22 protein-coding genes are annotated in these 22,348 nt (G+C 61.2%); 16 read left to right on the top strand and 6 right to left on the bottom strand.

Annotated features, from left to right (window positions below; translation table 11 throughout):
• Positions 1 to 8 precede the first annotated feature (8 nt).
• The 10 genes from ATY75_RS13265 (at position 9) to ATY75_RS13220 (ending at position 9,647) form a co-directional block, all read left to right on the top strand.
• Positions 9 to 986: a sugar kinase gene (locus ATY75_RS13265; protein WP_088937903.1), complete on the top strand. Its 978-nt coding sequence runs from the start codon at positions 9 to 11 to the stop codon at positions 984 to 986.
• Positions 986 to 2,281 (top strand): D-tagatose-bisphosphate aldolase, class II, non-catalytic subunit, encoded by a 1,296-nt coding sequence (locus tag ATY75_RS13260; protein ID WP_088937902.1) that lies wholly within the window; start codon positions 986 to 988, stop codon positions 2,279 to 2,281. Before ATY75_RS13265 ends, ATY75_RS13260 begins: the two co-directional genes overlap by 1 nt.
• 12 nt (positions 2,282 to 2,293) lie before the next feature.
• Positions 2,294 to 3,019: an SDR family oxidoreductase gene (locus ATY75_RS13255; protein WP_088937901.1), complete on the top strand. Its 726-nt coding sequence runs from the start codon at positions 2,294 to 2,296 to the stop codon at positions 3,017 to 3,019.
• Positions 3,020 to 3,030: 11 nt separating this feature from the next.
• Positions 3,031 to 3,804, top strand: coding sequence for an SDR family oxidoreductase (locus tag ATY75_RS13250; protein WP_088937900.1), 774 nt, complete (start codon positions 3,031 to 3,033; stop codon positions 3,802 to 3,804).
• A gap of 150 nt (positions 3,805 to 3,954) precedes the next feature.
• Positions 3,955 to 4,779: an aldolase gene (locus ATY75_RS13245; RefSeq protein WP_088937899.1), complete on the top strand. Its 825-nt coding sequence runs from the start codon at positions 3,955 to 3,957 to the stop codon at positions 4,777 to 4,779.
• A 23-nt stretch (positions 4,780 to 4,802) separates the two neighbouring features.
• Entirely contained in the window at positions 4,803 to 5,957 is a 1,155-nt protein-coding gene (locus ATY75_RS13240; protein ID WP_088937898.1) for a Gfo/Idh/MocA family oxidoreductase, read from the top strand.
• A complete protein-coding gene (locus tag ATY75_RS13235; RefSeq protein WP_088937897.1) occupies positions 5,957 to 6,628 on the top strand; it encodes a D-lyxose/D-mannose family sugar isomerase in 672 nt (223 codons plus the stop codon). The genes ATY75_RS13240 and ATY75_RS13235 overlap by 1 nt, the downstream gene beginning before the upstream one ends.
• Complete coding sequence (locus tag ATY75_RS13230) at positions 6,628 to 7,680, top strand: carbohydrate kinase family protein (RefSeq protein WP_088937896.1); 1,053 nt, start codon at positions 6,628 to 6,630, stop codon at positions 7,678 to 7,680. The genes ATY75_RS13235 and ATY75_RS13230 overlap by 1 nt, the downstream gene beginning before the upstream one ends.
• Before the next feature lie 112 nt (positions 7,681 to 7,792).
• Positions 7,793 to 8,581: an L-iditol 2-dehydrogenase gene (locus tag ATY75_RS13225; RefSeq protein WP_088937895.1), complete on the top strand. Its 789-nt coding sequence runs from the start codon at positions 7,793 to 7,795 to the stop codon at positions 8,579 to 8,581.
• 55 nt (positions 8,582 to 8,636) lie between these two features.
• Positions 8,637 to 9,647 carry a zinc-dependent alcohol dehydrogenase family protein gene (locus ATY75_RS13220; RefSeq protein WP_088937894.1) on the top strand — a complete coding sequence of 337 codons (1,011 nt, stop codon included), beginning with the start codon at positions 8,637 to 8,639 and terminating at the stop codon, positions 9,645 to 9,647.
• A gap of 77 nt (positions 9,648 to 9,724) precedes the next feature.
• Here the strand turns inward: ATY75_RS13220 and ATY75_RS13215 are convergent, their stop codons facing one another.
• Entirely contained in the window at positions 9,725 to 10,759 is a 1,035-nt protein-coding gene (locus tag ATY75_RS13215; RefSeq protein ID WP_088937893.1) for a LacI family DNA-binding transcriptional regulator, read from the bottom strand.
• A 153-nt stretch (positions 10,760 to 10,912) separates the two neighbouring features.
• Here ATY75_RS13215 and ATY75_RS13210 point away from each other — a divergent pair, with 153 nt between their 5' ends.
• Positions 10,913 to 11,563 (top strand): alpha/beta fold hydrolase, encoded by a 651-nt coding sequence (locus ATY75_RS13210; protein WP_088937892.1) that lies wholly within the window; start codon positions 10,913 to 10,915, stop codon positions 11,561 to 11,563.
• Positions 11,564 to 11,622: 59 nt separating this feature from the next.
• Here ATY75_RS13210 and ATY75_RS13205 read toward each other — a convergent pair whose 3' ends face one another.
• Positions 11,623 to 13,467 (bottom strand): acyltransferase family protein, encoded by a 1,845-nt coding sequence (locus tag ATY75_RS13205; RefSeq protein WP_088937891.1) that lies wholly within the window; start codon positions 13,465 to 13,467, stop codon positions 11,623 to 11,625.
• 461 nt (positions 13,468 to 13,928) lie between these two features.
• Between ATY75_RS13205 and ATY75_RS13200 the strand changes: the two genes are divergently transcribed.
• The gene (locus ATY75_RS13200; RefSeq protein ID WP_088937890.1) at positions 13,929 to 15,074 is read left to right on the top strand and encodes a right-handed parallel beta-helix repeat-containing protein; all 1,146 of its coding nucleotides are present in this window, start codon (positions 13,929 to 13,931) and stop codon (positions 15,072 to 15,074) included.
• 101 nt (positions 15,075 to 15,175) lie between these two features.
• Here ATY75_RS13200 and ATY75_RS13195 read toward each other — a convergent pair whose 3' ends face one another.
• On the bottom strand, positions 15,176 to 16,510 hold the full coding sequence (locus ATY75_RS13195; RefSeq protein ID WP_088937889.1) for an O-antigen ligase family protein: 1,335 nt from the start codon (positions 16,508 to 16,510) through the stop codon (positions 15,176 to 15,178).
• Between the two features lie 446 nt (positions 16,511 to 16,956).
• Here ATY75_RS13195 and ATY75_RS13190 point away from each other — a divergent pair, with 446 nt between their 5' ends.
• The gene (locus ATY75_RS13190; protein ID WP_088937888.1) at positions 16,957 to 17,760 is read left to right on the top strand and encodes a Ku protein; all 804 of its coding nucleotides are present in this window, start codon (positions 16,957 to 16,959) and stop codon (positions 17,758 to 17,760) included.
• Between the two features lie 45 nt (positions 17,761 to 17,805).
• Here ATY75_RS13190 and ATY75_RS13185 read toward each other — a convergent pair whose 3' ends face one another.
• From ATY75_RS13185 to ATY75_RS13175, 3 genes are read right to left on the bottom strand one after another with little or no spacing between them, the layout of a single operon-like run.
• Positions 17,806 to 18,657, bottom strand: coding sequence for a Ku protein (locus tag ATY75_RS13185; protein WP_088937887.1), 852 nt, complete (start codon positions 18,655 to 18,657; stop codon positions 17,806 to 17,808).
• Between the two features lie 18 nt (positions 18,658 to 18,675).
• Positions 18,676 to 18,909, bottom strand: a complete 234-nt coding sequence (locus ATY75_RS13180; protein ID WP_064836494.1) for a DUF2188 domain-containing protein — start codon at positions 18,907 to 18,909, stop codon at positions 18,676 to 18,678.
• A gap of 33 nt (positions 18,910 to 18,942) precedes the next feature.
• On the bottom strand, positions 18,943 to 19,203 hold the full coding sequence (locus ATY75_RS13175; protein ID WP_064836496.1) for a hypothetical protein: 261 nt from the start codon (positions 19,201 to 19,203) through the stop codon (positions 18,943 to 18,945).
• Between the two features lie 146 nt (positions 19,204 to 19,349).
• Here ATY75_RS13175 and ATY75_RS13170 point away from each other — a divergent pair, with 146 nt between their 5' ends.
• From ATY75_RS13170 to ATY75_RS13160, 3 genes are all read left to right on the top strand, one after another.
• Positions 19,350 to 19,778, top strand: coding sequence for an OsmC family protein (locus tag ATY75_RS13170; RefSeq protein WP_064841255.1), 429 nt, complete (start codon positions 19,350 to 19,352; stop codon positions 19,776 to 19,778).
• Between the two features lie 99 nt (positions 19,779 to 19,877).
• On the top strand, positions 19,878 to 21,305 hold the full coding sequence (locus tag ATY75_RS13165) for an FAD/NAD(P)-binding protein (RefSeq protein ID WP_088937914.1): 1,428 nt from the start codon (positions 19,878 to 19,880) through the stop codon (positions 21,303 to 21,305).
• Between the two features lie 110 nt (positions 21,306 to 21,415).
• A complete protein-coding gene (locus tag ATY75_RS13160) occupies positions 21,416 to 22,309 on the top strand; it encodes a DMT family transporter (RefSeq protein ID WP_088937886.1) in 894 nt (297 codons plus the stop codon).
• Positions 22,310 to 22,348 lie beyond the last annotated feature (39 nt).

The raw sequence follows: 22,348 nt of genomic DNA, 5'->3' as shown, positions 1-22,348 counted from the left end.
GATTGCACATGGCATCGATACTGGCTCCGGACGCGCTTGGTCCGACGGTTTGCGTCGGGGAGATCCTCGTCGAGATCGTCGCAACGACGGTTGGAGACGGGTTCCGCGAAGCCCAGCCGCTCGTCGGTCCGTTTGCGAGCGGAGCGCCGGCGATCTTCATTTCGCAATGCGGCCGGCTCGGCGGCCAGGCGGCAATGGTCGGCGCCGTCGGCGATGATGATTTCGGCCGTCTCAATATCGATCGCCTCAAACGCGATGGCGTCGATATCTCGGCGATCTCGATCGATCCCGACTATCCCTCGGGAAGCGCTTTCGTTCGCTACCGGAAGGACGGCTCCAGAGATTTCGTCTACAACATCGCCACCTCGGCAGCCGCGCGCTTCGGCTGGTCTCCCTTGATCGGCGATCTGATCGCTCGAAGCGGGCATCTTCACGTGATGGGCTCCGCGCTGTCGGTGCCGAGTGCCCGCGCGGTGATCGACAAGGCGGTCGACATCGTCAAGGCGCGCGGCGGGACGCTGTCGGTCGATCCAAACATCCGCAAGGAATTGAAGCTCGATGAAGACACCGAGCGCCGGTTTGCCGGGCTTGTCGCCGCTGCCGATCTGCTTCTGCCGTCCGGAGAGGAGCTTGAGCGTGCCGCAGGTGTCGAAGGCGAGGCGGCAGCGATCCGCCGCTTGTTCGAGCTTGGCGTCAAGGAGATCGTGCTGAAGCGCGGAGCAGGCGGTGCGACCTACTTCGCCAGCGGGGGAGACAGCATCGATGCTCCCGCCTTTGTCGTTCAGGAGGTCGATCCTACGGGTGCCGGCGACTGCTTCGGCGGTGCCTATCTCACCTGCCGGCGGCTCGGAATGTCTCCAAACCAGGCTCTGACCTATGCTTCTGCCGCCGGCGCCCGCAACGTGACCGTGCTGGGTCCGATGGAAGGTGCGGGCACCCGCCCGGAACTCGATGCATTTATCGCGTCAACGGAAAGGCGGCGGTAATGGAGGTGCATCTCAACGAACTGGCAAGGCTCAGGATCGAAGGCAATCCCAGGGGCGTGACCTCGGTCTGCTCCGCCCATCCGATCGTGCTGCGCGCCGCACTCCGGCACGGCCGGCAACAGGAAAGCACAGTGCTGATCGAGGCGACCTGCAACCAGGTCAATCACCTCGGCGGCTATACCGGGATGACGCCGAGCGATTTCGCGTCCCTGGTCATGAGGATCGCGGCGGAGGAGGGGTGCCCTGAAAAACTCATCGTTCTCGGCGGCGACCACCTCGGCCCCAATCCGTGGCGCGACCGCCCGGCGCAAGAGGCCACGGCCGAGGCGGAAAAAATGGTTGCCGCCTATGTCGACGCCGGCTTCCGCAAGATTCACCTCGACGCCTCGATGGGTTGCCAGGGCGAGCCGGCCGCTCTCGACGACGAAACCACGGCCCATCGCGCCGCCCGGCTTGCCGCGGTCGCCGAGGCCGCGGCGAAGACGGCCGGCGGCGCGATGCCGGTTTACGTCATCGGCACCGAGGTGCCGCCGCCGGGCGGGGCCGATCATGCGTTGACGACGATCGAACCGACGGCTGCCGCGGCGGCGCTGAAGACGATCGACGTCCACCGCCGGGTCTTTGCGGAGGCGGGACTCGGCCAAGCGTTCGGACGCGCCATCGGCCTGGTCGTTCAGCCGGGTGTCGAGTTCGGCAATCACAACGTCATCCTCTACGACAGCAGCAAGATCGAGGCGCTGCAATCGGCGCTCGGCGAGGAGCCGCAATTCGTGTTCGAGGCCCACTCGACGGATTATCAGGGCACCGGGCCGTTGGCCGCGCTGGTGAAGGACGGGTTTCCGATTCTGAAAGTCGGTCCCGAACTGACCTTCGTCCTGCGCGAGGCGCTCTATGGGCTCGATGCGATCGCTTCGGACCTGCTGCCCGATTACGGCCAGCGTCCGCTCTATGTAGCAATGGACGCGCTGATGCTCGATCAGCCGGGTAATTGGCGCCGGCACTACCACGGCACAGAGGCCGAGATGCGTTGGCTGCGGCATTACTCGCTCTCCGACCGCATCCGCTATTATTGGGCATCGGCTGAAGCGCAAGAGGCCGTGCGGCGCCTGTGCGAGGCGCTTCGGGGGCAATCAGTGCCACTGCCATTGCTTTGGCAGCATATGCCGGCCGCGCAGCATTTCGCAGACGCGCCGCTCGATCCGGAAGAGGTTCTGATCTGGAGAGTGACGAAGAGTCTCGCCGACTATCACGCGGCCTGCGGCGTCGGGAAGAATGAGCAATCGGGATCAAGATAGGAGGAGAAAACGATGACGGAATTGACTGGAAAGATCGCGGCGGTCACGGGTGCGGCCTCAGGCATAGGATTGGCCTCGACCGAGGCAATGCTCGCCGCCGGCGCAACGGTGGTGTTGGTGGACCGGGATGAAAAGGCCCTTGAGGCTGTCTGCAGCCGGCTTGGCGAACGCGCCATTCCGCTGGTGATCAATCTGCTGAATCCGAACGAATGCGCGCGGTTGCTCGAGGGCGTCCTGTCGAAGACGGGCAGGCTTGATATCCTGCATGCCAATGCAGGCACCTATATCGGCGGTGACCTTGTTGAAACCGACCTCGACACGATCGATCGGATGCTCAATCTCAACGTGAATGTTGTCATCAAGAACGTTCACAATGTCATTCCGCACATGATCGAACGCGGCACCGGCGACATCGTCGTCACAAGCTCCGTCGCCGGGCATTCGGCAATCCCGTGGGAGCCGGTCTATTCGTCGTCGAAATGGGCGATGACCTGCTTCGTCCAGACGATGCGGCGCCAGCTTCTGAAAAACGGCATTCGCGTGGGCTCGGTGTCTCCTGGGCCGGTGATCAGCGCCTTGCTTGCGGATTGGCCGGAGGAAAACCTTCGCAAGGCCAAGGAGGCCGGCGCTCTGATCGAGCCGAAGGAAGTCGCCGACGCGATCATCTTCATGCTGACCCGGCCGCGCAACGTCACCATCCGCGATATCGTGGTGCTTCCCAGCGCATTCGACATTTGAGGAGCCTTGATATGAGTTACCTGCAGAAATTTCGCCTCGACGGCGACCGTGCGGTGATCACCGGCGGAGGGCGTGCGATCGGGCTCTGCTGCACCGAGGCGCTGGCGGAGGCGGGTGCTGCCGTCGTCGTCATCGAACGCGCCGAGGCCGACGCCCGGCAAGCGCTCGCACTGCGCGACAAGGGCTACGACGTCGACGTCCGGCTGGGCGACGTCACCGACGCCGGCCGCATGGAAGAGATCGCGACGGAGCTTGCCGACGCCGGCCGGCCGGCGACGATCCTCGTCAACAATGCCGGCATTGGCCAGAGCGGCATCCCGGCGGAGGATCTGACCGACGCGGACTGGCTGCGCATGATGGATGTCAATCTCAACGGCGTCTTCTGGTGCTCGCGGGCTTTCGGCCGCCACATGGTCTCGATGAAACGCGGCGCCATCGTCAATCTCGGCTCGATGTCGGGGCATATCTGCAATCGGCCGCAGCCACAGACGGCCTACAACGTCTCCAAGGCGGCCGTCCACCATCTCACCCGTTCGTTGGCCGCCGAATGGGCGCAGCACGGCATCAGGGTAAACGCCGTCGCGCCCACCTATATCGAGACGCCGATGGTGGTCGCCGTCGAAGCCAATCGGGAGCGCATTCCGGTCTGGCTCGCCGACACGCCGATGGGCAGGATGGGAACGCCGGAGGAGGTCGCAAGCGCGGTCCTCTTCCTCGCATCGGGCGCCGCCAGCCTGATGACCGGCGCAATCGTCAACGTCGATGCCGGATTCACCTGCTGGTAGTTCCTCGGGCGGAGGCGTGAGCGGCGCCTCCTCCCGCAATGGAAAAGCCGGTGGCAAGAGCGAACATGGAAACGTTACCACATTTTCTTGACTCTTGATTTCGCGCCGTTTATCGAATGTGGAAACGTTGCCACATCTGGGAGGAACTTGATGAAATCCGCACGGTTGAACCGACTTTTCGGCGTGTCCGGCAATTGCTTCGATGTTGCCATCGACCACGGCATGTTCAATGAACGGACCTTCCTCGCCGGCATCGAGAATATGAAGACCGCCATCGAGGTGATCGCCGAGGCCGGCCCGGATGCCATTCAGCTGCCGCCGGGCACCGCGCCCATGCTGCAGGCCATTCCCGGCAAGCATCGCCCGGCGCTGGTGCTGCGCACCGACATCGCCAACATCTACGGCAATCCGCTGCCGTATGTGCTGTTTTCCGAAATGATCGACAGGGCGGTGGAACAGGGCGTTGTATTGGATGCCGCCTGCGTCGTCGTCAACCTGCTGCTGCTGCCGGACCAGCCGGAAGTCTATCGGGCCTGCGTGCGCAATGTGAACAGCCTGAAGCGCCAATGCGAGATCTATGGCATGCCGCTGATGGTCGAGCCACTGGTCATGCAGGACAATTCCAAGGGCGCCTATATGGTCGATGGCGCGATCGACAAGATCCTGCCGCTGGTGCGCCAGGCGGCCGAACTCGGCGCCGACATCATCAAGGCCGACCCCTGCGACAATGTCGAGGAATATCACCGCGTGGTCGAGATCGCCCAGGGCCTGCCGGTGCTGGTGCGCGGCGGCGGCCGCGTTTCGGATCAGGAAATCCTGTCCCGCACCAAGCAGTTGATGGAGCAGGGCGCCCGTGGCATCGTCTATGGCCGCAACGTCATTCAGCATCACAATCCCGGCGGCATGACGCGCGCCTTGATGGCGATCGTCCATGACAAGGCCTCGGTCGACCAGGCCTCGCTGCATATTGGCTGACGCGCGTCTGGGGAGGACATGTCATGACGAAAATATTCCGCTTCGGCGTCATCGGCTGCGGTCTGATGGGGCGCGAATTTGCCAGTGCCGCGGCGCGCTGGCTGCATCTGGCCGACGTGAAGGCGCGGCCGGAAATCGTCGCCGTCTGCGACACCAACGCGACGCTGCTCGACTGGTTCAGGGATCATGTGCCGACCGTTCGCCAGTTCACCGCCGACCATAAGGAGCTGCTGGCCAATCCCGAAGTCGATGCGGTCTATTGCGCCGTCCCGCATGTGCTGCACCAGCAATTCTATGTCGATGTCGTAAAGGCCGGAAAGCATCTTCTCGGCGAAAAGCCCTTCGGCATGGACGCCGCCCAGAACCGGGAGATCATGGCGGCTCTTGCCGAACACCCCGAACTCCTGGTCCGCTGCTCGTCGGAAATGCCTTTCTTCCCCGGCGCCCAGAAGCTCATCGCGCTGGCGAAAAGCGGCGAGATGGGGGAGATTCTCGAAGTCGAAGCGGGTTTCCTGCATTCGTCGGATATCGACCGGCAGAAGCCGATCAACTGGAAGCGCATGGCCGATATCAACGGCGACTACGGCTGCATGGGCGATCTCGGCATGCATGTGCTGCATGTGCCGCTGCGTCTCGGCTGGCGCCCGACGACCCTGCATGCGCAACTGGTCAAGAAAGTCACCGAACGTCCCGACGGCAAAGGCGGCACGCTGCCCTGCACCACCTGGGACAATGCCACGATCAGCAGTCGTGTGCGCACCGGCGATCAGGATTTCCCGATGGTGCTGAAAACCTGGCGTATTGCGCCGGGCGAATCCAACACCTGGTACATCAGGGTTCTCGGCATGAAGAAGAGCGCCTTCTTCAGCACGAAGTCGCCACGCCAGTGGCAGTGGATGGATTATCATGGCGGCGCGCAGGCCTGGAGCACCGAGGATCTCGGCTATGGCTCGCTGTTTCCCGCGATCACAGGCAAGATCTTCGAATTCGGCTTTGCCGATGCTATCCAGCAGATGTGGGCGGCCTTTGTCGATGAGCTTGCCGGAGGCAATGCGAACGGTTTCGGCTGCGCCACGCCGGCGGAAGCGCAGGCCCATCATGCCGTCCTGACGGCGGCCCTCAAATCCGGCCGCGAGGATGTCGTCGTGCCGGTCGACTATGACCGGGCGTCCGTCTGATGCAGCGTTCCGAGATCAACGTGGCTTTGCTGCGGGCAACCGCGACCCTTAAGCGCTGGCATTGGTCCCTGCCGGCATGGGGCTCTTGGACGGCGGCGGATTTTGCCGCGCATCCCGCGGAATCGACCTATTTGCGCGCCCATCAACTCGGCTGGGACGTCACCGATTTCGGCTTGAACCGGTTTGCCGAATGCGGCCTCGTGCTATTCTGCTTGCGCAATGGCATCGTGGGTGTCGAGGGTGAACGGAGCTATGCCGAGAAGCTGCTCTTCGTCGAGGAAGGGCAGTTGACGCCGACACACCGGCATGCGGCGAAGATGGAAGACATCATCAATCGCGCCGGCGGCGATCTCGTCGTCGAATTCGCCGCAACCGATATCGATGGTCGCGTGCTGGAGGAGGATGTGACGGTTCCGGTCGACGGGCTGCCGCGCCGGCTCGCTGCATGGGAGCCGCTGGTTCTTCAGCCTGGTCAGAGCGTGACGATCCGCACCGGGCTCTACCACCGCTTTTATGGCCGGAAAGGCGGCGGACCTGTCCTCGTCGGCGAGGTCAGCCAGGTCAACGACGACAACAGCGATAATTTCTTTCTGGAGCCGATTGGCCGCTTTGCCGCGATCGACGAAGATGAGCCGCCGCTCAGGCCCTTGTGGAACGAGGGAGGCCGCTGATGCAAACCGGGGAGGAGGTTTACCATCAGGGCGGTCTGAAGCAGGGCGGTATCGTTTGCGCCGGAAATTTCATTGTCGATCGCGTCCACACCCTGTCCTATTGGCCCGAACAGGGCAATCTCGCCCACATCCTATACCAGGATCTGGGCGTCGGGGGCGGCGCTGCCAATGTCGTCACGGATCTGGCCTCGCTCGGATTTCCCGGAAAACTGGCGGCCGCCGGGTGCATCGGCGCCGATCCGGACGGTGAGATCGTCAAGGCCCGGCTTGCGGCGGCCGGCGTCGATATCAGTGGTCTCACCGCGCTTGCTGACCGGGTGACGGCGCACACGCATGTGATGAATGTGCCCGGCCAGAACCGGACCTTCTTCTATCATGGCGGCGCCAACGATGCGGTCACGGATGAGCGCGTCTCACCTGCGGCCTTCGCCGAGGCCGGATATCGGCTATTCTATCTCGGTTACCTCATGCTGTTGCCGGGTCTCGACCGCATCGGCCCCGACGGTCTGTCGGGAGCCTCGCGCCTGCTCGAAGCCGCCCGCCGGGCGGGGCTGACGACCTGTGTGGATTTCGTCTCAAGCGAAGACCCGGAATTTGCCGCCAAGGTCGGCGTCGCTCTGCCCTTCTGCGATTTCCTGATCATCAACGAGATGGAGGCCGGCCGGGCAACCGGCCTTGTCGTTCGCGATGCGAACGGAGATTTGATCGAGTCGCAGCTCATGAAAGCCGGCGAGCGACTTCTGGCCGCAGGCGTCATCAAGGGAGCGGTCGTCCACGCGCCGGAGATCTGCTTCTGGTTTACATCAGGCGCTGCTCCGATCATGACGCGGTCACGATCCGTCGATCCTGATGACATTGTCAGCACGGTCGGCGCCGGAGACGCCTTCTGTGCCGCCGTGCTCTACGGCCTGCATGAGAACTGGCCTGTCGAGCATATCAGCACTGTCGCCCATGCTGCGGCTGCGTATTGCCTGACGGGTGCGACGGCTACCGACGGCATCCCCGACATGTCTGTCCTCCTGCGGGAGGCGAAGGAGATGAACCCCGCCTAAAAGGCGGCTGCGATCAGCGTCCAGTCAAAAGGGAGGAGCAGATGAAGCTATTCACCATGGCAGCCGCGCACGGCAGTTTTGCCGCTTGGAATGCGGCCGGCGAGGCAGCGCGATGACCTATACGGAAAACACGCGGCTCTCCGGCAAGGTGGCATTGGTCACGGGCGGCGCCAGCGGCATCGGCAAGGCGGTATGCCAACGCTTCGCCGCAGAAGGCGCCAGGGTTGTCGTGGCGGACCTCGACGGTAGTAAATGCGCGCGGGTGGCGGAGGCGATCGGCCCTCAAGCCTGGGGTGTGGCGCTCAATGTGACCAGCCAGGACAGCATCGACGATGCCGTGCGTTTTTCCATCGCCGCCGCCGGTCAGATCGACATCCTGGTCAACGCCGCCGGCATTTACGAGGTCGAGTCGATCCTGGAAATATCCCGGGAGCGCACCGCCAAGGTATTCCAGGTCAATATCGAAGGCCTGATCTTCATGACGCAGGCCGTTGCCCGGCACATGGTGGAGAGAGGCGCAGGTGGACGCATCATCAACTTCTCCTCCCAGGCAGGCCGGCGCGGCGAAGGACCGGCGGTGGCTTACTGCGCTTCTAAGGCGGCCGTCATCAGCATTACGCAAAGCTGCGCCCTGGAGCTGATCCGTTACGGCATCAACGTCAACGCCATCGCTCCCGGGGTCGTCGATACGCCGATGTGGGACGTCGTCGACGCAAAACTCGGCAGCCGGGAAGGCTTGCAACCGGGCGAGGTGAAGGCCCGCGTGGCCGCCGCCGTCCCCGCCGGACGATTTGGCGCGGCTGAGGAACAAGCCGCCATGGCGGCCTTCCTGGCCGGGCCTGATGCAGCATACATCGTGGCCCAGTGCTACAATGTCGATGGCGGCAATGTCATGAGCTGAGCGCTTGGTCTCTTCAGCAGCAATAGGCAAATCGAACGTGGTCTGGAGGAGTGGAATGAGGGCGGTACGCTTGGAGTCGATCGGGTCTTTGACCATGCGCAGCGTTGAGAAGCCGGCTGCAGGGCCGGGAGAGGTGCTCGTCCGGGTCGTGGCGGCAGGCATTTGCGGTTCCGATCGCCACATGTACAAGGGCGAATATCCGACGTCCATCCCCGTCACCATGGGCCACGAATTTTGCGGCCTCGTGGAAGAGGTGGGCGAGGGTGTCGCCCGCTTCGCCGGTGGTGAACTGGTGACGGTCGACCCGAATATTGCCTGCGGCACCTGCCGGGCCTGTGCGCAGGCGCGGCCGAATCTATGCGAGAGCCTGACCGCCATCGGTGTGACGCGGGATGGCGGCTTTGCCGAATATGTGGCGGTGCCGCAGGCGCAAGCCTTCCTGCTGCCGGCCGGCCTCGATCCCGTTCACGGCGCCTTCTGCGAACCGCTGGCCTGCTGTATTCATGCCATCGACAAGGCAAGGATCCGCCCGGGCGACGGCGTCGCTATCCTCGGCGGGGGCGTGATCGGCCTGCTGATGGTGCAGCTTGCCCGCCTGGCCGGGGCAGGCACGGTGCTTTTGATAACGCGCCAGCAATCGAGACGCGAAACTGCCCTGCGCCTGGGGGCCACGCACGCCTTCGACCCGAACTCTTCGGACACGATCGCTTCGGTTCGGGAGGTCACCAAAGGCGGCGCAGACGTGGTCATCGAGTGTGCCGGCGTCAGCGACACACTTCAAAGCGGCCTCAGGATGGCGCGGCGCGGTGGCGTCTTTGTGCTTTTCGGCGTCACGCCGGCGGGCGTCGAGGTGCCGGTTCTGCCCTTCGATCTGCTGATCAACGAAGTCGACATAAGGCCGGCCTACCTCAACCCTTTCACCCATTCGCGCGCTGCGGCGCTGGTGGCAAACGGGGCATTGCAACTGGATGCATTGGTCACCAAAACCATAGGTCTCGAAGAGGTCGCCGACGTGGTCGGCAACGCGCCGTTGTCGGGCGAGATCAAGGTGATCGTCCGGCCCTAAGCAATTCCAGGAAAAGTGCGAAGCGGTTTTCCCAGGCAAAGCGCGAAGCGCTTTTGCCGGGAATTGCGTAACCGCTTTTAAAGCGGGTTTTCTGCGCCCCGGACCGGGCCGGTGGAATCGCGCGCGATCAGCGTGACCGGCACTTTGACGATTGCAGCCTGTCGAGACCCGTCCCCTGCTTGCTGTTCCTCGATCAGTGTTTCCAGCAGCCGTGCCGCCTGCTGCCCGACATTGCGGATCGGCTGTGCGACCGTTGTCAGCCGCGGAAAGACGTAGGCCGCCTCCGGCAGGTCGTCGAAGCCGACGACGGAATAATCCCTCGGAACGGAAAAACCGTGATCCTGGACGGCATGGATTGCGGCAATCGCGGAAATATCGGTGGTGCCGATGATCGCGGTGACGTCGGGTCGAGACGCCACCAATTCATGCGCCAGCCGGTAGGTTTCCGCAAAGCTGTGCTCTTCCGCCATCGCCACGGCCGCGGGCGTGATGCCGTCTTTCGCCATTTCCGCCGTGATGCCCTGGAGCCGCAGCTGGATAGGCTGGCTGTGGGCCGGCGCCCCGACGATGGCGATCACCCGGTGGCCGAGGCCGATCAGATGGCGGGCCATCAGCCGTCCGCCTTCCTCGTGATCGGCCATGACGGCGTCATCGGCGATGCCGTTCAGCTCGCGGTCGATGGCGATGATCGGAATGCCAGCGTCCCGCAGCACCCCGAAATGCTCGATGCTGCCGAAAGCGCTTGCGACGATGACGCCATCGACGCGCTGGGCAAGCAGCATGGAAATATAGCGCGCCTCGTGATCCATATTTTCCGCCGTGCTGCAAATCAGCGTCTGATAGCCGTGCTGAAACAATTCCTGTTCGATGGCGTGGGCGAGGATGCCGAAGAACGGCACGTCGATCGACGGCAGCATCAGTCCGATCATCCGGCTTGGCGCACCGCGCAGCATGCGGGCGCCCTTGCTGGGTGTGTAGTTCAGCGTTCGGATCGCCGCCTCGACGCGGTCCCTGAGCTCAGGCGAGGCGTAACCGCTGTTGTTGAGCACCCGCGAGACCGAAGAGACCGACGTTCCTGCAAGTTTGGCGATATGTCTGATGCTGGTCGTCACGGGCCCCGCATTTCTTTCTTTCTGCAACGCCTAACGAAAGACGCTGTAGCACTTTGAATGCTGCACAACTTATCCTTAAATCGATTCCGATTTAAGGAATTCCTACGCCACAACCAAGCTTTCAAATCTACGGCTATTCGGCATGGACACCTGATGAACGACACGGTCCTCCTTTTTCACGGCATTGCCCGGACGAAAAGAAGCATGGAGAAGCTCGCAATCTTCCTGTCCGGCAACGGTTATCGGGTTGTGAATGTCGGTTACCCCTCCACCAGGTTCTCGATCGGCGACCTCGTCGACATCGTTCGGCCGCAGATCGACGCGGCTGCCAAGGAGGCCGGCGACGGCCGTGTGCATTTTGTCGGCTACTCGATGGGCGGGCTGATCATCCGCGCCTTTCTCAGCAACCATCGCCCACCCAACCTTGGCAGGGTGGTCATGGCCGGAACGCCGAACAATGGCAGCCAGGTCGCCGATTTCCTCCAGCGCTGGCCGCTCTACAGGAAATTCTATGGACCGGCGGGGCAGCAGCTGATTACCGATCGAACCGCAACGACCGGGCTGTTCGGCACGGTCGACTACGAGCTTGGCATCATTGCAGGGAACCGGACCATCGACCCGGTCTCTTCGCTCATCATCGGCCTCAGGGTTCCGAGTGATGGAAAGGTGTCGGTGGAAAGCACCCGTCTCGACGGCGCGGCGGCCCATATCGTCATTGCCGCCAACCACACGTTCCTGCCCGTCAACAGGACCATGTGGCGCCAAGCCCTGTCGTTTCTGCAGGATGGCCGGTTCACGAGTTGAACGCGGACCGGGCTGTCTCATCGAGACGGTTTCAAGACAGACAATATGGGCCCAAGACCTCACCGCTGAACGGTGAGGTCCTGTTTCACTTTTGAAATCAGAAGACGGGAGCCGTCGGCGGTGAAATGCCCGTAGTCGAATTGCACCGGGTCCCCGCTTTGTGTCCACACAACACAGTCCGGGTTGCACATGGTCTTATAGGTGGAGATGTAGAGTGCTCCGCTTCCGGCCAATGCGTCTCGAATGTCGACGCCGATGTGCTGGCGAGGCGCCAAATGATCGGCGGCCTTAAATGGCTGCCTCTCGTAGAGACTGTGCGCGAGCAGCCGCGGCAAGGAGGATTTATATTCTGCCACCGGTCCGAAGACGACGATCTTTTTGGCAAAGGGTGAGAGGTAGTCCACCGTCTTTCTGATGAGTTTGGTGTCGTCTGCCGTCCAGCGTCCCGCCAACACGAGAACATCGACCTTGTGGCTCGGCAAAAATTTGTTGAATACGTAGTTCATGAGTTCCAGGCAGCGCTCTTCGCCCTCGGCCTCAAGAGTCGGACGGCATCCCGATGCGTTTGCCTGAATGACGTTGATCCCGGGCAGCGCCTTCAAGCCGGGATAGAGGTGGGCGGCGTGGCTATCACCGATGAGCGCTATGTTTTGCTGAGTGCTTGAGAGAGCCAGGCAGGCATTGCGATCGTATTTTTCGATACCGTCGTTTGAGGTGAGGAAGCATTTTCCGCTGCGGAAGGCTTTCGACGGGTCGTAATCGGCAAATTCCGCCACGTGCTCGACGAGCTTGTTGTCGTCCTTCATTTGATCGGCGGCGAGTTGTCCGACGAATGCCAGCATTGCTACTGAAGCAATCGAGGCAGCCCCGGCGGCAACGGACACTGCGGGCCGGTATCGCATCGTTCGGAAGGGCGTTTCGATAAATCGCCAGGAGAAATATGCAACGACAAAACTGACAGTGACCGGCACCAATTGCCAGCCATGCTCCCACGCCCCGTACTGGTTCGAAAACACCCAGATCGGCCAATGCCACAGATAGAGGGAATAGGAGATCAAGCCGATAGAGGTGGCGACCCGCAATGATAGAAGCTTGCTGACAAGCGTGCCTGGACCCGCCCAGATGATCAGAGCCGTGCCGACGGTCGCGGGCAAAGCCGCCAAGCCGGGAAACTCGGAGGTTTTCGACAACAGCAGAGCGCTGAGGCCGGTCGCCAAGGCGCCGATGGCCGAAAGCGCGCCGTTGATCCGCATATCGGCGAATTTCCTCAAGGCCGGTGCTGCGATGAGAGAGCCTACCAGCAGTTCCCACGCGCGATATTGCACAAGGTAGAAAGCCGCAGAGCGATTGATTGGCACAGTGACAACGGCAGCAATCATGCTGCCCGCGAAAAGTCCTGCTATGGCAATCCCTGTTGCTCTGCGCCCATACCGGCTCGCTGCCATGACGATCAGCGGAAAAATGACGTAGAACTGCTCTTCGACCGACAATGACCACGTGTGCAGGACCGGATTGAATTCCGCGGAGTCATCGAAATATCCCGTCGTCCAATAGAAGTATGCATTTGAGGCAAAAAGCGCCGAGGACGTGACGGACTTGAAGACCCGCAAGCTTTCGTCGGGCAGCATCGTAAAATACGAAACCGCCATCACAAAAGCATACATGGCCACGACAGCCGGAAGAATTCGTTTGGCTCGGCGGCTATAGAAATTGCCGATCGAAAATCGGCCATCGCTCGCTTCCGCGAGAATGATTTTCGTAATCAGATACCCCGATATCACGAAGAAAATGTCCACCCCGATAAATCCGCCGGGGAGAATGCGATCAAATCCACAGTGATAAAGAATCACAAAAATGACGGCTACGGCTCGCAAGCCGTCGATATCTTGGCGATGCGTAATCATTTTCGGCCTCGATATTTGGCCTCCCTAGATTTCCTAACGTGAGACCGCTCAAGATGCAACCACAGACAGGGTAAAATGAAAACAACTCACCTTAGAAGCGCGCTTTCGGCGCAGAGACAAAGACCGGGCGAGGAGATCGTCCAGGTTTCGAGATAGTGTTTTTTTACCATTCGCCCGATGACGCCGGCGAAGAGAAAGGTGGCGTCCATCAGCTCAGCAATGATTGACTAAACAGCTGCCTTTCAACGGTCCACGACTCAGGCCACAGAGAAGACTGACGGGCGATTAAAATCGGCTGCTGAAATGCAGCGGCGGCGTTGCCAGGACGACATGCAGGAAAAATCGGGCGAACATGTGACGAGCCGGGCGGCCGTTCAGGGTAAGATAATTTTCGGATATTCAAACATCCGCCACACCACCACTCCCTATTGTCATCGGCAAGCCTTACGAAGGAAGATCTGATGCCCGCCATCTTGCGAAAGAAAATTCATGGAGCATCCACACGCGGGCAGGTCATCGACGGTGCTGAGGATATCGGCGTCGCCTATCAGGTGTTTTCCGATACGGTGGTCGAAGACGTGGTGGTCAGGAACTCCCCCCGCGGCTTCAAATTTCACAACGGCAGGAATCTTGTCGTCAGGCGCTGCGAAACAGAAAATGTGAATGGCGACGGCATTTACCTGACGATGACGTCGAATGTTTTGCTGGAAAACAACCGCGTCGGCGCGGCGCCCGGCCAGGGGGCGGATTGTTGCCAATTCGCCTACCAGAACAAAGATAGCAACATAAGTTCCAACGTAGTGGTCCGGGGCAACCTTTTTCTTCAGAGACCAAGCAGCGCCTCGAACAAGGGGGCGCTGGTTTGCGGCAGGACCCGAAACTACTTGGTTGAATATAATTTCATCGGGGGCAAGAATTTTTCTTTTTCATCGATCGGCGACGATGCGGTGGTGCGCAGCAACATCATGCGCGACGGCAGGATGAACGATTATTCCTTCGGCTATGGCGTCGGCGATCAAGTCAGCCATGCCGGCCACCATGTTTATGACAACAGGATCGAAAACAGCAATCGCGGCGTGAGTTTGAGCGGTTATTCGGATCAAAATCTGGCATTTCGCAAAGATATGAATATCCACGACAACGTCATCAGCGAATGCGAGATCGCTTTTTTCGCCAATCGACCATGGTCCGGAAGCTTTCGGCGCAACATATTCCTGCGGTGCAAGCAGGGCATTCTGCTGAAGGGAAACGGGGAGGCGACTGCAGGGGAAGTTGACGGCAACTATTTCAACGACGGCAGCTTTCTGAACGTCACGCCGCCGCCACTTCGCGTCAAGCTCGACGGAAAGGCGTCCGTGTCTTCAGGCGAATGGACATCCGAGCCCGACGAAATCCGCATCCAGTGGCGTGACAAGGGGATCGACATACCGGGCGCCAACCGGCCTTCCATCACAGTCGAAGCCGGCATGGAATTGTCCTGCGTCTTGCTGGCTCGCAAGGAGCAGAATTGGATGCTGGCGATCGCTGAGACTGCCTATGACGATTTCACGCCGCGCGCGTGGCAAGAAAACATGCTGCCTTGGCAGAAGCGGTATTTCTCGATCTGAACGGCTGCTCGCATGCCCATCCGGCGGCCGACGATATTGACCGATGCGACAAGAACGACGGAATGAGGCGCTCTGCCGCCAGACGTCGAACACACCTTCCCTCAAGGCTGGCGTTGATTCCGGTTTGTTCGCAACCTGGGACGCAGTTCCGAGAGTGCGATGACCATATGTGGCCAGCAAATGAAAGGTGCCAGCATCATGCCTGCCTCGGTCATGGCTCCAAGCATGATGAGGATGATGATAACAATCTCCTTTCGCCTGGCGCCGGATTCTGCCGGATCGGGGTCGACAATTGTCATCTTCCGGAACACGCGGGTCAGCGCAAACACCGTCCATGCGGTAACGCCTGGAATGCCGATATTGAGCGCTAGCTCAAGATAGGTGTTATGGGTCGATCGTGCATCGAAGGTAACCTTGACGTACTCTTCCATGACATCGGGCTGACGAAACATCGCAAACCCATAACCTGTTAGGGGCCTATCCCAGATCAATGGCAATAGCTGTTCCCAGATATTGGTGCGACCGGAGAAAGTAATATCTTTGCCGAATGCTTCTGCAACCGCTGAAGCCACGCCGAGGTAAACGAAGCTGGCGCCGAACCCGACAATCACGAACAACAGGAAAACGACGAAGGAACGAAAAAGACGGTTCGGGTAAATGTGAATGACGCGAATGCCATACAGCATCATGCTGCCGAACATCGTCAACACGACAGCCGTCGAGGACTTCGTTGCCACAATCAAGGCGAGAAGGCAGAGCATTGCAGCCCAGCGTACCAGGGTACTGTAACGAAGCCGGCCGAGTTTCTCCGTCGAGAGCAGGCAGACAAAACTGATCGAGGAAAACTGCCCCAACGTGTTCTTATGATAAAATGCGCCTTTGACCATGCCCGCATAGCTGCCGCGCATGATGGCGAATTGCGGGAAAGCTGCCGTGTAGAGAACGTTGATGAATGCGGCGGCAATCGCAAAACGCCCGAGGACTCGGAAGGCTTCGACATTGCCGTAGCGCGCGCGGTACAGAAGAGGCGGGATGGCGAGAACGATGACCGCAGCCAATCCCTTTAAGGATGCGGTCTTGTCGATGGAGAAGACGATCGATGTCAGGCAGGAAATGCCGACAACCACGATGAACGGTGAAAACCTTGAAAAGACCCGTAGGAACTGTTTCTGTTCCAACAGAAAATATAATCCTGACAAAGGGATAAGGCCGTAGAGCAATATTTTCATCGGCAGCGGATCGACCGCGGCGCCGTCGTCGAAGTTTGCAGGCAGGCCGTACCACATGCCTGTCGCCCGCCATAGAGACGCGTAAAATGCTATCGTAAGGACCAGCTTTGCCAGCACATCGCGCCGGACGCGCCACCGAGGCACAGACTGCCGGTGGTAGCCCGCCGGATAGTGATGTCTTGCCAAAGCTGCATTTTCTATCGTCATCAAAGGCTCATATAAATCAATCTGCAGAACCCCGGCTGTTCGCCACGATCAAGGCGATGCCGGTATTCGATTGAACGGAGGCGGGAACTGATCTGCGCATCCTCGGCTTCCGCTCGCGAAGAACGAATTCGTATTTGGCGGTTTCGATAACGTCGTCCTAGTTTCCCAAACTGCCCGTCTCGGTGGGCGATTTGGCCAGGGCAATTTGACCAGTGGCCCCAAGCTTCTTGAGGCGGCACGTCTCACTTCGCCATGCGGCGCGACTTTAAGCGAACTCATTCCGCGAATCCAGCCGATATAATCATGTCATCATGTCGCGCCGTTAACCGTCCGATCGACTCTGGACTATTGGCACTACCCAGGCGATTTTACGGCGAACCCAATTTTCGGAACCAAACACCGAACCCGCCGTTGATGCCATGTCCAACCGTGTCGGGGAGACAGGCATGGCACGTCAGACATTCTGGAAAGGCTATCTCAAGCTTTCGCTGGTCACCGCCGCCGTCTCGCTGACGCCGGCAACGACCGAAAGCAACAAGGTGCGTTTCCACGTTCTCAATCGCCAGACGAAGAATCGTGTCGAAAGCCGCTATGTCGACAGCGTCACCCACAAGCCGGTGGCCGACCGGGACCAGGTGAAAGGGTATCCGCGCGGCGAGGACGACTATGTCCTGCTCGAAGACGAGGAGATCGAAGAGGTCGGGCTCGAAAGCACCCGAACCATCGATATCGACAGTTTCGTGCCGCGCGGCTCGATCGACTGGATCTGGTACGACAAGCCGCATTTTCTGGCGCCCGAGGACAAGGTCGGGGTGGAAGCCTTCTGCGTCATCCGCGAGGCGATGAAGGCAAACGACGTCGTCGGCATTGCCCGCCTGGTATTATATCGCCGCGAGCGTGCCGTGCTCCTGGAGCCGCAGGGCAAGGGCATCGTTCTCTGGACCCTGCGGTATGGCGACGAGGTGCGTGCACCGACGGCTGAACTCGACAGCAAGGCTGAGATCGACAGCAATCTTTTGACGCTGATGAAACAGCTGGTGAAGGAAGAGACGAAAGATTGGAGCCCGGCCATGGTGCAGGATCCGATCCAGAAGCGTCTGAAGTCGATGATCCGCGGCAAGCAGAAGAGCCTGAAGAAGGCCGCGCCCGCGAAAAAGCCTGCACCGGTGAAATCGACCGGCAACGTCATCAACATCATGGATGCGTTGAAGAAGAGCCTTGCTGCAGAAGATGGGCGCAAGCCGCGTTAGCGGAAAGGCCGGGGTAATTCGACCCGATCGGTTTCGAAAACCACCTCAGCTCGCCTTCTTGCTGCGGCTGTCGCCGCGCGCCGGCGCTTTCTTCGCCGGCGCCTTCTTTGCAGCGTTCTTGCCGCTCATCCCGGCGCTCTGTCGCAGCGCCTCCATCAGGTCGACGACTTTGCTTTCCCTAGGCTGTTTCTTCTTCGGCGGGGCCCGGCCCTCGATCTTTGCCTTCACCAGCTCGACGAGGGCCGCCTCGTAACGATCCTCATATTCGCTCGGCTCGAAGCTGCCTTGCTTGGTCTTGAGGATATGTCCTGCGAGTTCGAGCATCTCCTTGTCGAACTTGATATCCGGAATGTCGTTGAAGACGCTGTCGGGCGAGCGCACCTCGTAGTCGAAGTTCAGCATCGTCGCGACGATGTGGTCGTCGTGCGGGCGGATCAGCAGAGTCCGGTTGCGCCGGAAAAGCACGGCTTCGGCAAGCGCCGCCACCTTGCCGTCGCGCATGCCCCTGGCAATCAGCGCCAGCGCCTCTTCATCATGCTCGTCCACCGGCGCGAGATAGTAAGGCCGGTCGAAATAGAGCTTGTCGATACCGTCATAGGCGATGAAAGCCTTGATATTCAGCACCTTGTCGCTTTCCGGCATGAGGGCGGCAATCTCGTCGCCCTCGATGACGATGTAATCGCCATTCTCCATCTGGTAGCCCTTGACCTGATCGTCCCGTTCGACCGGTTTGCCGGTCTCGCTGTCGATGAATTGCCGTTCCACCCGATGGCCGGTCCTGCGGTTGATGATGTTGAAAGAGACGCGGTCGGAGGAGGAAACGGCCGTGTAGAGCCCGACAGCGCAGGCAAGGTCGCCCACTTTCAGATGACCTTTCCAGCTTGCCCGCGCGGCCATTCCATCCTCCGTCGCAAATCAGAGCCGACTGTTGCTCTTGTCGGTTTCGAGTTCCTGAAATGCCCAGCCGCGGCCGTCGGGCGCGGGATAGGCGAGCAGCGCATCGCCATCGCCGATCTTCTGGCGCGACGCGGCGTCCCTGGCATGGACGATCGCTTCATCGGCGGTGGCATAGGTTTCCGACAGCGTATCGCCGAGCTTGTAAGCCCAGCCACTGTCATGCGGCACGACCTGATAGGTGATATCGGCCATTTCGGATCTCCTCTTTCGTTCCGATTTGGTTTGTCAGTTCCGATTTGATTTGCGCCGCTCGTCGAGGGCGATGATTTTCTCCACGGAGGCGATATCCTCGCTGGTGACGACAGGCACCGGGTCGGCCGCGATCGCCTCCAGCACCTCCCGCGAGACCGCGCCATTGCGGATCGCCCATTCCAGTGTCTCGCGTGTTTCCCGCTCCGCCTTCAGCTGCGCATATAGCGCGACGATCAGCCGATCGCGGGCATCCATGCGCCGGCCCTGGCGATCCATGCTGCGGACATCGGGCATCGCAATCCACCTCTGTCACTGATTTCGTTCAGGTGTAATCAACTGATGAAGGATGGAAAGGTTCCGAAACCGGCGAGCGGCACTTGCCTCTTGCGGCGCCGGGAAGGAGATTGCCATCTGTAGGATGCTTGTCAAAGGATTTCACCATGGTCGATCTCAAGGCCCGTCCCCGCCCGACCGGCGCCACCGCCGCTCTCGGCCGCACCGGTTTTCCGCACGTCACCTCCGCCACCAGGGGCGAAATCGATATCGTCACCTCGCCGTCGCAGCCGGGCTTCAACCCGCTCGACCTGCTCTATGCCTCGCTCTCGGCCTGCCTCGTGCTTAGCGCCCGCATGGCCGCCAGCCAGATGGGGGTTCTCGACAGGATCAGCGACATCACCGCCGAGGTCAGCGGCGAGAAGGCGACGGAAGGCCTTTCGCGTGTCGCCAGATTCAACATCGCCTTTTCGATCAAGGGCGATATCGATGCGGCAACCCGGCAGAAGATCGTCCAGGCGGCCGAGGACGAGATCTGCACGGTGAGCAATACGATCCGCGGGAATCCCGATTTTTCGACGACGATATCGGCATAGCTGAATCTACACAATATTTATAGACAATTGCCGAGGGAGGATTGCGTGACCCAGGCCCGGCTTCTATGCTTGGGCATCGAAAGTGATGATCCGGCCACCATGCAGTCCAAGCCTTTCTTGAAGTCCGAACGGCCTGTCGTCGCCATCATCGGCGGTGGTGTTTCCGGCGCCGGCGTTGCCTATCACCTCGCGCGGGCAACGCGCGACGCGCCTCCCGTCATCCTGGTCTTCGAGCCGCGCGCCGAGCTCGGCCGCGGTCTTGCCTATGACACGGATGATCCGGCTCACCGCATCAATGTCCCGGCCGCCAAGATGAGCCTGCAGCCTGACGAACTGGGCGAATTCCAGGCCTGGATCGAGGCCCGCGATGCCGTTGCCGACGATCCAGAGGCAAAGCGGCCGGAAGGCCTGCTCTTCCCACGGCGCCGGCTGTTTGGTGAATACGTCGCTTCCCTGCTGAAACCTTTGCTGCAAGAGGGGCGCGTGCGTCATTGCCGCGCCGCAGTGACCGGTGTCGAGCGCCGTGCCGGCCGCTGGTCGATCCGCGACGACAAGGGCGGCGTGACGGAGGCCGATATCGTGGCGATCGCCACCAGCCACCCGCCGCCGGCAGCCCCCGGCCGGCTGGCGAGCCGGCTTGCGGCCCATCCGCGTTTTGTCGCCGACACCACCAGACCAGGCGCGCTCGACGTCATCCGCCCGCATGACCGGGTGCTGGTCATCGGCAACGGCCTGACGGCGGCCGATGTCATCGCCTCGCTTGCCCAGCGCGGCCATGACGGTCCGGTGACGGCGATTTCGCGTCGCGGCCTGCGTTCGCGCGGGCATGCACCGGTGCCGCAGCCGCTTTTCGGCGATTTCCTTGCCGATGGGGCCCATTCCGCCGGCTCGCTGCTGGCAAGGATCCGCACCGCCATAGAGGCGGCAAAAGCGGAGGGCATAAGCTGGCACGGCGTAATCGATCAGGTGCGGGCGCAGGGATATGATCTGTGGCAGGCGCTGCCGGTTGCCGAGCGCCGCCGCCTTGTCCGTCATCTGCGTCCCTATTGGGATGTGCATCGTTTCCGCATCGCCCCGCAGGTCGAGGCCGTGCTCGACGCGGCGGTTGCCGCCGGCCGGCTGGAAATCCTTGCCGGCTCCGTCGCCGATGCGCGCATCGAAGGCGGGTACATCCTGTGCACGCTGCAGCCGCGCCATCGGCCCCAGCCCTTGGAGCAGCGCTATGACGCCGTCATCGTCACCACCGGCCCGGCCCATGGCGGCATTCTCGATACCCAGATCTGGCTCGCAGCCCTTGCGGCAAATGGCCACCTGTCGCTCGATCCCACCGGCCTCGGTCTTGCCTGCACCGGGCGCTCGGAGGCGATCGGCCCGTCGGGAGAAGCGGACCCGTCGCTGCTGATCTCCGGCCCGCTGGCGCGCGGCACCTTCGGCGAGCTGATGGGGCTGCCGCAGGTGACCGAGCACGCCTTCTTCGTCGCGACCGAGATTGCCGAAAAACTGCGGGCAGCAAAGACGCCGGCCTGATTTTGCATTTCCCATGTCGCTTGCCGGCTGTCGTTCATGATCGACTTCTGATACTCACGGCAGCCAACATCCCATCGCCCTGCTTTCGGGCGACAAGAAATATCGAGATCATGTCGCAGGCCGCCTCCACCCTTTCCGAAGCCTCGCCTTCCAACCGCCTCGCCCTTGCAGCCCTCATTCTCGGCGGGGCGGCAATCGGCGGCTCGCCGATCTTCGTCCGGCTGTCCGAGGTCGGGCCGATGGCGACGGCCTTTTGGCGCGTGGCGCTGGCGCTGATCCCGATCTTCATCGTCTCGCTCATGAAGAAGAATGCGGGCCCGAAGCCGCAAAGCCTTGCCGACTATGGCATGCTGATCCTTCCCGGCCTCGTACTGTCGCTCGATCTCGCCGCCTGGCACCTGTCGCTCACCATGACCTCGGTTGCCAATGCGACGCTGCTCGCCAACCTCGCACCGGTCTTCGTGACGATGATCGCCTTCGTCTTTTTCCGGGCGAGGACGAGCGGCGTCTTCCTGCTCGGACTTGTCCTGGCGCTGGCGGGTGTCGTCATCTTGAAGGGCGGCCCGGCAGCCATCGGCAATGGCGACCTCGCCGGTGACGGCATCGCGATGATCGCCGCCTTCTTCTATGCCTGCTATATCCTGGCGATCGGCAGGCTGCGCAGCCGGTTCGATACGATCCGCATCATGCTGTGGAGCACGGCGTCGGCTGCCGTCTTCATCTTCCCGATTGCTCTCATCCATGAGGGCCATATGCTGCCAGCAAGCCTCTATGGCTGGTCGCTGCTCTTCGGTCTCGCCTTAATCAGTCATGCGGGCGGGCAGGTGGCGATCACCTATGCGCTGGCCTATCTGCCGCCGGCTTTCTCGTCGCTGACGCTGCTGCTGCAGCCGGTCGTCGCGGCAATCCTTGCCTGGGCCCTGCTGAACGAGGCGATCGGATCCATACAGGCGCTCGGCGGCGCCATCGTGCTCGCCGGCATCATGGTCGCCCGCCGAGGCTGATCATTAAAGCGCGTCGCGTCAAACTTGATTCATGCGACG

This window comes from Rhizobium sp. N122 (assembly GCF_002211295.1).
Taxonomy (GTDB): domain Bacteria; phylum Pseudomonadota; class Alphaproteobacteria; order Rhizobiales; family Rhizobiaceae; genus Rhizobium.
This window is presented reverse-complemented; position numbering and strand designations above follow the sequence as displayed.

Excerpts from the sequence above, each read along its gene's own strand:
- ATY75_RS13265 (WP_088937903.1), top strand. The coding sequence starts at position 9 with ATGGCATCGATACTGGCTCCGGACGCGCTTGGTCCGACGGTTTGCGTC.
- ATY75_RS13260 (WP_088937902.1), top strand. The coding sequence starts at position 986 with ATGGAGGTGCATCTCAACGAACTGGCAAGGCTCAGGATCGAAGGCAAT.
- ATY75_RS13255 (WP_088937901.1), top strand. The coding sequence starts at position 2,294 with ATGACGGAATTGACTGGAAAGATCGCGGCGGTCACGGGTGCGGCCTCA.
- ATY75_RS13250 (WP_088937900.1), top strand. The coding sequence starts at position 3,031 with ATGAGTTACCTGCAGAAATTTCGCCTCGACGGCGACCGTGCGGTGATC.
- ATY75_RS13245 (WP_088937899.1), top strand. The coding sequence starts at position 3,955 with ATGAAATCCGCACGGTTGAACCGACTTTTCGGCGTGTCCGGCAATTGC.
- ATY75_RS13240 (WP_088937898.1), top strand. The coding sequence starts at position 4,803 with ATGACGAAAATATTCCGCTTCGGCGTCATCGGCTGCGGTCTGATGGGG.
- ATY75_RS13235 (WP_088937897.1), top strand. The coding sequence starts at position 5,957 with ATGCAGCGTTCCGAGATCAACGTGGCTTTGCTGCGGGCAACCGCGACC.
- ATY75_RS13230 (WP_088937896.1), top strand. The coding sequence starts at position 6,628 with ATGCAAACCGGGGAGGAGGTTTACCATCAGGGCGGTCTGAAGCAGGGC.
- ATY75_RS13225 (WP_088937895.1), top strand. The coding sequence starts at position 7,793 with ATGACCTATACGGAAAACACGCGGCTCTCCGGCAAGGTGGCATTGGTC.
- ATY75_RS13220 (WP_088937894.1), top strand. The coding sequence starts at position 8,637 with ATGAGGGCGGTACGCTTGGAGTCGATCGGGTCTTTGACCATGCGCAGC.
- ATY75_RS13210 (WP_088937892.1), top strand. The coding sequence starts at position 10,913 with ATGAACGACACGGTCCTCCTTTTTCACGGCATTGCCCGGACGAAAAGA.
- ATY75_RS13205 (WP_088937891.1), bottom strand. The coding sequence starts at position 13,467 with ATGATTACGCATCGCCAAGATATCGACGGCTTGCGAGCCGTAGCCGTC.
- ATY75_RS13200 (WP_088937890.1), top strand. The coding sequence starts at position 13,929 with ATGCCCGCCATCTTGCGAAAGAAAATTCATGGAGCATCCACACGCGGG.
- ATY75_RS13195 (WP_088937889.1), bottom strand. The coding sequence starts at position 16,510 with ATGACGATAGAAAATGCAGCTTTGGCAAGACATCACTATCCGGCGGGC.
- ATY75_RS13190 (WP_088937888.1), top strand. The coding sequence starts at position 16,957 with ATGGCACGTCAGACATTCTGGAAAGGCTATCTCAAGCTTTCGCTGGTC.
- ATY75_RS13185 (WP_088937887.1), bottom strand. The coding sequence starts at position 18,657 with ATGGCCGCGCGGGCAAGCTGGAAAGGTCATCTGAAAGTGGGCGACCTT.
- ATY75_RS13180 (WP_064836494.1), bottom strand. The coding sequence starts at position 18,909 with ATGGCCGATATCACCTATCAGGTCGTGCCGCATGACAGTGGCTGGGCT.
- ATY75_RS13175 (WP_064836496.1), bottom strand. The coding sequence starts at position 19,203 with ATGCCCGATGTCCGCAGCATGGATCGCCAGGGCCGGCGCATGGATGCC.
- ATY75_RS13170 (WP_064841255.1), top strand. The coding sequence starts at position 19,350 with ATGGTCGATCTCAAGGCCCGTCCCCGCCCGACCGGCGCCACCGCCGCT.
- ATY75_RS13165 (WP_088937914.1), top strand. The coding sequence starts at position 19,878 with ATGCAGTCCAAGCCTTTCTTGAAGTCCGAACGGCCTGTCGTCGCCATC.
- ATY75_RS13160 (WP_088937886.1), top strand. The coding sequence starts at position 21,416 with ATGTCGCAGGCCGCCTCCACCCTTTCCGAAGCCTCGCCTTCCAACCGC.